Genomic DNA, 234 nt, shown 5'->3' on the forward strand with positions numbered 1-234 from the left:
CAGGGCCGAGACGCCGGTGGCCTCCATGGCCTCAACGACGGCAACGTCATCGGCTGCGGACCATTGCCGCTGCAACTGCTGGGGAGGGTACCGGCCGCGGGCCACGAGGTCCGCGACCGTGATGCCGTCGGGCGCATTGGACGACTGCGGGAGCAAGCCGAGGCGCCGGGCGAGCTCCTTCGCCGGACGTGAAGTCACGGACTTCCCGTCGAGCAGAACCTGGCCGCTCCGGGG

The 234-nt window shown here is 71.4% G+C and carries 1 pseudogene; it reads right to left on the minus strand.

The window, feature by feature from the left end:
• A pseudogene (fecE, locus tag N7568_RS25485) lies at positions 1-234 on the minus strand (Fe(3+) dicitrate ABC transporter ATP-binding protein FecE); the annotation flags it as partial.

Origin of the sequence: Paenarthrobacter aurescens (assembly GCF_025421775.1) — a bacterium.
Taxonomy (GTDB): domain Bacteria; phylum Actinomycetota; class Actinomycetes; order Actinomycetales; family Micrococcaceae; genus Arthrobacter; species Arthrobacter aurescens_B.